Annotated in this window: 7 protein-coding genes; all 7 read right to left on the bottom strand. The window is 34.0% G+C overall.

The annotated features are described in order from the left end of the window. The coding region (locus D6734_05220; GenBank protein ID RMF95622.1) for a hypothetical protein at positions 1-769 on the bottom strand (769 nt) is incomplete at its 3' end. Continuing rightward, positions 766-1,974, bottom strand: coding sequence for a glycosyltransferase family 1 protein (locus D6734_05215; GenBank protein ID RMF95621.1), 1,209 nt, complete (start codon positions 1,972-1,974; stop codon positions 766-768). The genes D6734_05220 and D6734_05215, both read right to left, overlap by 4 nt. Beyond that, positions 1,967-3,418, bottom strand: coding sequence for a flippase (locus D6734_05210; GenBank protein RMF95620.1), 1,452 nt, complete (start codon positions 3,416-3,418; stop codon positions 1,967-1,969). The genes D6734_05215 and D6734_05210 overlap by 8 nt, the downstream gene beginning before the upstream one ends. After that, on the bottom strand, positions 3,415-4,575 hold the full coding sequence (locus D6734_05205; GenBank protein RMF95619.1) for a glycosyltransferase family 1 protein: 1,161 nt from the start codon (positions 4,573-4,575) through the stop codon (positions 3,415-3,417). The genes D6734_05210 and D6734_05205 overlap by 4 nt, the downstream gene beginning before the upstream one ends. A gap of 93 nt (positions 4,576-4,668) precedes the next feature. Further along, positions 4,669-5,655, bottom strand: a complete 987-nt coding sequence (locus D6734_05200) for a gfo/Idh/MocA family oxidoreductase (protein RMF95618.1) — start codon at positions 5,653-5,655, stop codon at positions 4,669-4,671. Beyond that, positions 5,655-6,635, bottom strand: a complete 981-nt coding sequence (locus tag D6734_05195) for a DUF362 domain-containing protein (GenBank protein ID RMF95617.1) — start codon at positions 6,633-6,635, stop codon at positions 5,655-5,657. Before D6734_05195 ends, D6734_05200 begins: the two co-directional genes overlap by 1 nt. Before the next feature lie 22 nt (positions 6,636-6,657). Further along, positions 6,658-7,023, bottom strand: a 366-nt coding sequence (locus tag D6734_05190; protein RMF95616.1) for a hypothetical protein, incomplete at its 5' end; no start/stop codon positions are given.

Here is a 7,023-nt window from a genome sequence, read left to right as displayed (position 1 = left end):
ACACCAATGGGAATATATCTCTACAAAAATATAAAACTGCATCTCTATTGAAAAATGCCTGCATTCCTCCAACAAAAACCATTGTATCTTTCTCAATATCATTCTCTTCCTCTCCATCATCGATATCCATTGCAACAGGGATTACCTTGAATTTTTCAACTTTTATTGATTTTTTCACTATATCGAGGTCCTTAGAGCTGATAAAAAAAACCCAGTCGAAGTTTTTATATGCTTTTAACTCATATCTTTTTGTTACTATATATTCAAAGTATCTTATCATTTTTTTTATAAGAGATTTCTCCTCTTTTGCGATCTGGCGAATCGTTTCATAATAGGCATCATTTGAAAGCATGATCGAAGTACTGCCTTTCACATATTTTACAAACTTCCATGCATAAAAATACTCAATCTGAACGATATCATAATGATTTTCTTTTAGATGAGATTTGATTTTCTTCTCTATTTCAGAACTAACATTATCTGTAACATCGCGCGGTACGAAATAAAAGAAAAGCAAAAATTCTCTTTTAATTTTCTTCCATAATTTCTGGAAAAAAGTAGAATAAGAAGGATATCTTGCTGTAATGACTTCCTTACAATATTTCTTTAATTCAGGGACATCTCTCAGATTTTCCTCAGAGCGGACATGACAAATCAATGAAACTTCATAATCTTTTGAAAGGGCTTTTATCAAATTATAGCTCACATGGTCGGTGCCTGCAAATACCGGATAAGGGAATCTCATCTTGATGATTAAAATTTTCTTCATTTTCCTACGGCTTCCTCCACAAGTGGGAAATAGTATTTTTTCATTAGCGCTTCCCACGAATAATTTTCTCTTACTCTCGTAAGCCCTTCTTTCCCCATTTTTCTTCTCAATTCTTCATTTTCTATTAGAGAAATTAATTTTTGTCTAAGTTCAGAGGAATTACCCGGTTCGAAGAGAAAGCCGGTTTTACCATCAACAACGATCGATTGTAAACCTCCTATCCTTGATGCAATGACAGGTATTTCACATGCCATTGCTTCCAATGCCGTGATACCAAAAGGTTCCTCCCATAAAGAAGGGACAACACATATATCTGCACCTCTATAAAATTTTTCTACTTCGTCAAACTGCATCCAAGGCGCAATTTCAATATTATCTACCCCGTCAGGCGGCTCAGAATGACACCATGTTATCTTAATTCTTATTTTTTTTTCTAATTCCTTCATTTCTTTAACAGCCTTTAACAAGACATTCAATCCTTTTGCCGGGTCGTCAGCCCTGCCCGGAAGTATTATTTCTAACCTCTTCTTATTTGGTTCTTTTCGAAGAGGTTTAAATTTCTCACAGTCCACCCCACCGGGAAAAACCCTAACATTCTCATTCCATCCGGAAAGAAGACTTTTTATTCTTTCATTGTAAACGATTATTGCATAGGCATTTCGGTAGGTTTTTTCCAAATTTCGCACATAAGTTGGTGAAAATCCTGTCGCCGCTATGAATTCATGAAGACGGTCAGACCACATCTTTGAGGCGCACAAAACACATTGGAAAAAATCATCTATGATATTTTTACCGCAAAAAGCTCCATTTTGAAAATAGTTTTGATTGAAACACCATATAGAAGTTGAATAGAAGCGGTGAATAACCTTATATTTTGTCAATGCATTTGAAATATGTGGTCTCATTACTCCTGATTCTCCTATAAAAATGACATCAGGAGATATTTTATCGACTGCGCTCCTTATTTTTCTAGATAGAATAAAACGATTGAATGACACAATGTTGAATGGTATCCTTACAACTTTGAATGGCATCTCTTTCTCTATTTTTCCTCTCGGGAAAAATCGCTCAAAGGAAGGGACGATTAAAGTAAGATCATATTTTTCGGATAATCGCGACATCACTTCATATTCATCAACCCATGCTCCTCCTAATGGTGGCCAATGAAAAGTGAGGCAAACAAAAACAATTTTCTTTCTACTCATTTATGATTTTTTCCGTATTTTTCATTCTAAAAGCTTCTTTTATCTTTTCTATCTCCTCTTTATGGAAAATTCCTGAAAAATATAAAACAAAAAAATAAAGCATCAAACTTACAGGCATACTAAAAAATAAATTCTTTTCTCCTGCCAAATATACTGCCAAGAACATCAAAAAACCTGCAAAAAAAGGTTTCAAAAGAAATTCTGATATTTCGACATATTTATATATTTTCGTTATATTATAAAAATATGTGATTACTAATAAAAACTCTGCTAAAACAATAGATGCAGAAGCGCCGTAAAGACCAAATCTGTGAGTGAGAATTATTGCAAGTATCACCAATATAATAGAATTATACCCATTTGCTTTCATTGCAATTTTTTGTCGATTCATTGCGATAAGAAGATTGCCAAGAGGGTAAAGTAAAAAGGAAAAAGGCAAAATCCAAACAACAATCTTCAATACTGTAGCTGAAACGAGATATTGATTTCCAAATAGTATGTTAACTATTTTTGAAGAGAAAAAGCTTATCATTATGGCTAAAGGAATTGAAAATGTCATCGCAAGCTTAAGAGAAGCTTTGTAAAGCCTCTCGAGATTGTAATCATCATCTTTGTAATATTTTGACATCACAGGGAGAATAGCTGCGGAATAGGCAAAAATTACCACCAGTATCGGATATGCCAACTTGAGAGCCGCATTGTAATATCCTGTATCAGTTTCTGTCAACATCTTAGAAATTATGACAATCACGATATTCCATCTAAAAGCAGTAAAAAAAGATGACACTGCAATAGGATAACCTTCTTTAAAAAAATAATTAAAAATCTTCCTGTCAAAGGCAATTTCTAAATTGACAAATCTCGAAAACGAAAGCCGCAAAGAAATTACAAGTTTAAAAATTGCTATAATTACAAAAACACTCAATATTGAAAATACTGAACCAAATTTCATAATCACAGTAATTCCAAGAAGAAGAACAAGAAAACGCTCGCCGGAATTCAGAAGAGCGTTATATTCCATCTTTTCAAAAGCTTTAAAGACTGATGAATTAACAGTGGTAATGGAATTTATTGTGCAGAAGAGGAAAAAATAGATTATTAAAAACATTGTGTTCGGTTCATATCCGAGAAAAAACATAGACACAATAATCACCAAAGAAGTCACGATAGTCATTAGTGATTGAAATAGAATAGCGTTAAACAACATCTTGCCTGATTCTTTTTTATCCCTAGCTATATCCCGAATAAGTACACAGTCTAATCCAAAAATAATAAGTGCGGCAAAAATCAAAGGAAAAGTAGTTACCAACGAATACACACCATAACGCTGAGGACCCAACATTCTTGCTACTATGAATGTAAATACAGCGCTAAGTCCCATATTCAACATATTGGATATGACTTCAACGCCGGTGTTTTTTATAATTCGCGTAATTTGATTCATAATCGGCTAATCTTTCTTTTATCTCGCAAAAAGGAAAGAAATTTTTCTCCGGTTTTTTCAATTGAATATTGTCCTTCCACTCTTTTTCGCCCTTCCTTTGCCAATTTAAGTGCAAACTCTTTGTCAGATAAAATTAAATCTAATTTTCTATTTAATTCTTCTGCATTTCCCTTCTCGAATAAAAGTCCGCTCTTTCCATCTTCAATAATCGTCTTAAGCCCCCCTTCTTTTGAAGCAATGACTGGTGTTTCACAGGCCATTGCCTCTAAGATGACAATCCCAAATTCTTCCGATAAGGAAGGACAAACAAAAACTGTAAGACTGCTGTAAAAAGAAACCATTTCCTCATCAGGCAGGCATCCTATATATTTTGCCTCACAATTTTCTCTTTTATTTATCATATCTATTTCCTTCTTAATGTCATTGAAGTATTTTTCATCCCTAATTTGTCCAGCTATCATCAGGCGGAATGGCATATCTAATTTTTTACAGGCTTCCAAAAGGATATGTATTCCCTTCCTCTCTTCAATCCCTCCGAGAAAGCCAATTCTTTTTACATCAAAAGAATAAGAAGCATTTCTTTGATATTTGTCTATCTCTATTCCATAAGGGATGACTTCTATTTTACTTTCCTCTACGCCAAGTCTTTTTAGAGCACTCTTAGTTTCCACATTTGAAGCAAGGTAATAATCAGAAGAATTTTTAAGAAGTAACCTGGAAAATGGATTTTTTCTGAAATAGTCCTCTTTCTCAAGCAATGTACAGCAATAAAAAACTTTTAATCCATTAAACCTATTTAAATGAAATGGGAATGTCATTTCATTGACATCGAAAAAAACTATAACATCTGCATCGTAAAGAAATTGATAACATTCTTTTCTTTTTAAAATATATCCTGTTTTGAATAGTCTTCTTACTATTTTTCTTTTGAATTTTGCAAAGAGAGACCCTTTGTGATTGATTTTGATAATATTCAAATCCTCAGATTTTGTAATCAAAAGACTGTCAGAAGTTTTACCTTTCCGGTGGTTTATGGTCAAAATATAAAGTTCTTCACCTTTGCGGCATAATTCCAGTGAAAGGCGTCTTACAAGAGACTGTGTACCGCCAATAAATAAAGAATTGTCATAATAGGTCAAAGCAAAAACAATCTTCATCTTTAATAAGCTTATTTAAAAAAAATCTTTATTTTATTTTATCAGACTCTTTAAGGAATATGGGAAATATACATCAAATGACAGAAGATTTCTCTATTTGGAAAGCTCCATTTTTTCGTAACAATAATTCATCAATCTAATCCCTTTAATGGCTTCATCAGCGCTAATAGGAGGTTTTTTATTCTTTTTGATATGCTTTATGAAACACTTCAGCTGCTCCTGATATATGTTTGTCAGAGGGGTCTTAAACTGAATTGCGCCTAAAAGTTCACAACCGCGTATTTTTCTGCTTTCTACCAAAAGATATGTCTTGTCATCGATGTGAAAATGAGCCCACCCTTTTGTCCCCTCGATTTTACATAAATTTTCCCACTCATCTACTCGCGAAGAAGAGATTACAGCTTTCCCTCCGTTATCCAATAAAAATTCCGCCTCAACAATGTCTTCCATACCGTATCCAAGCATATCCTTGCCTTTGATGGATACAACTTTTATCTCACCATCATAGAACCAGATCAACAAATCTATAAGATGAATGCCTTGGTCTATAAGTACTCCGCCACCTGCTTGTTCTTTCTTGAATGAAAAGCCTGACCTTGTAATCCATTGCTTATGGCTATGTCCAAGCTTCAATTCAATATTTCTAAGATCACCAAATTTCCCCTCATCGAGAAATTTCTTCAAAAGCATTACATTGGAGGCAAACCTTCTGCTGTGGGCAACCATAAAAATTGCATTCGAATCTTTTTCTGCTTTTGCAACTTCTTCACATTCTTCAACTGAAATACCCATTGGTTTTTCACAAAGGACATTTATTCCAGCTTTTAAAAGCTCTTTACTTATAGAAGTGTGATAGGCATTTGGAGTTGCAACTATTGCCATATCTATTTTGCCTATCATTTCACCGTAATCAGAAAAAGCATAGGGAGCAGAATATTTTACAGCCATTTCATCAGCCCAGCTTTTGTTGATGTCTGAGAATGCTTCTATTTTGAGCTCTGGGAAACGTACTATGGCAGGCACATGAAAAGTGCGCGTAATCATACCGCATCCAATTATTCCCACACGAATCTGCCGCATTACGCCCTCTTAAGCCGTTTCATTAATGATTTTGGAATTATGCGCATCGTTTGAACAACTCCAAAATAATACAGATGAAAAAAGAGTTTCTTAGAGAAAAGAGTAATAAGATTTGAAGTGCGTGTAATAAATATTTTTAGTCTAATCCCTTTGAAAAGTTTTTTCGGTATGAATCGGAGATTGATCACTTTCATATTGCTTTCAAGTTTGACATCATCAGGATTGAAATTTCTTTTTTTGTATGCATATCTCAAATAGGGGATCTTTTTCGGATTGAAACCTGCAATTTTTGCACAAAGAGTGTCAACTTCAAGAGAATCACTTCCTGCTATCATTATTCCACACTTTACCGGTTCTCCATCAACAGGACCATTCCCTTCCAGTGCAATTCTTCCATCTATAATAGAGAGATCTGGCTTTATTATACCATCCAAAAAAGTTAAAACTTCATCAAGGTAGGGATGATATTTTTCTTTTAAGGCATCAGGAATACAGCCAAACTGATTTTTGAATATACACGTAATTTTTTGATAATCATGAGTTTTTAGATTGCCAACAGAGATGAAAAATATGTCGTCAAAAAAAATTGCAGGAACATTTATCTCATAGGGAATCCCTCGCACAACGACAGGGAATGAATCCATTTCGGTCAAATTGAGAAGCTCAACCCCCTCTTCTTCAGCTAGACGCTCATATCCCAACTCTTTATAGACGTCGCTTGCCTTCCTGTCAAAACTGTCTGTTTCAACTATTTTTATGTTTGCATTTTGATTTTTCGATTTGATAAGCCATATGAGTTTTTTTATGAACTTAATATCTGAAATTATTCCAGACTCGACAGAGGCAAATGTACAAAGATTTGGTTTTATAATAACTGTGTCCTGCATATTATGGAGCAGAGCATTTTTTGAAATCTCCTCTAAAAAAAGGTCCAATTCCTTTTCATTATCGCCTACATTCTTATAGATAATCTTGCCCATAAAAGTTCTATTCCCTTATCATTTAAAATCGTGACTGCTCTATTAGTGAGTTTATTCTTTGGATTTCCATCAATGCTCTTTGCGCGTACTGTCTATTGGCAGCAATCCTCTGCCATTCTTTTAGTGCACTTCGATAAAATCCATAATCTTTGTATGCTTTTGCCAATGCAATTCTATATAATATTTCATTGGGTTCAAGTTCTACAGCTTTCCTTAGAGATATTAAAACTCCTTTAATGTCGTATTTCGTTTTTTCCTCACAAAGACCTTTATAATAGTATGCCTTCGCCTGTTTATCATCAAGCGCTAATATAGAATCCGCTGATTTTAAAGCATTTCGGTAATCTTCCAATTTATAATAGGTTTTCATCAAAGTAATGTGAAAATT

This window comes from Candidatus Schekmanbacteria bacterium, from assembly GCA_003695725.1.
In the GTDB taxonomy this organism is placed as follows: domain Bacteria; phylum Schekmanbacteria; class GWA2-38-11; order GWA2-38-11; family J061; genus J061.
This window is presented reverse-complemented; position numbering and strand designations above follow the sequence as displayed.

What these genes read in the sequence shown, in the direction of transcription:
- D6734_05200 (RMF95618.1), bottom strand. Translation starts at nt 5,655, where the DNA reads ATGCGGCAGATTCGTGTGGGAATAATTGGATGCGGTATGATTACGCGC.
- D6734_05210 (RMF95620.1), bottom strand. Translation starts at nt 3,418, where the DNA reads ATGAATCAAATTACGCGAATTATAAAAAACACCGGCGTTGAAGTCATA.
- D6734_05195 (RMF95617.1), bottom strand. Translation starts at nt 6,635, where the DNA reads ATGGGCAAGATTATCTATAAGAATGTAGGCGATAATGAAAAGGAATTG.
- D6734_05205 (RMF95619.1), bottom strand. Translation starts at nt 4,575, where the DNA reads ATGAAGATTGTTTTTGCTTTGACCTATTATGACAATTCTTTATTTATT.
- D6734_05215 (RMF95621.1), bottom strand. Translation starts at nt 1,974, where the DNA reads ATGAGTAGAAAGAAAATTGTTTTTGTTTGCCTCACTTTTCATTGGCCA.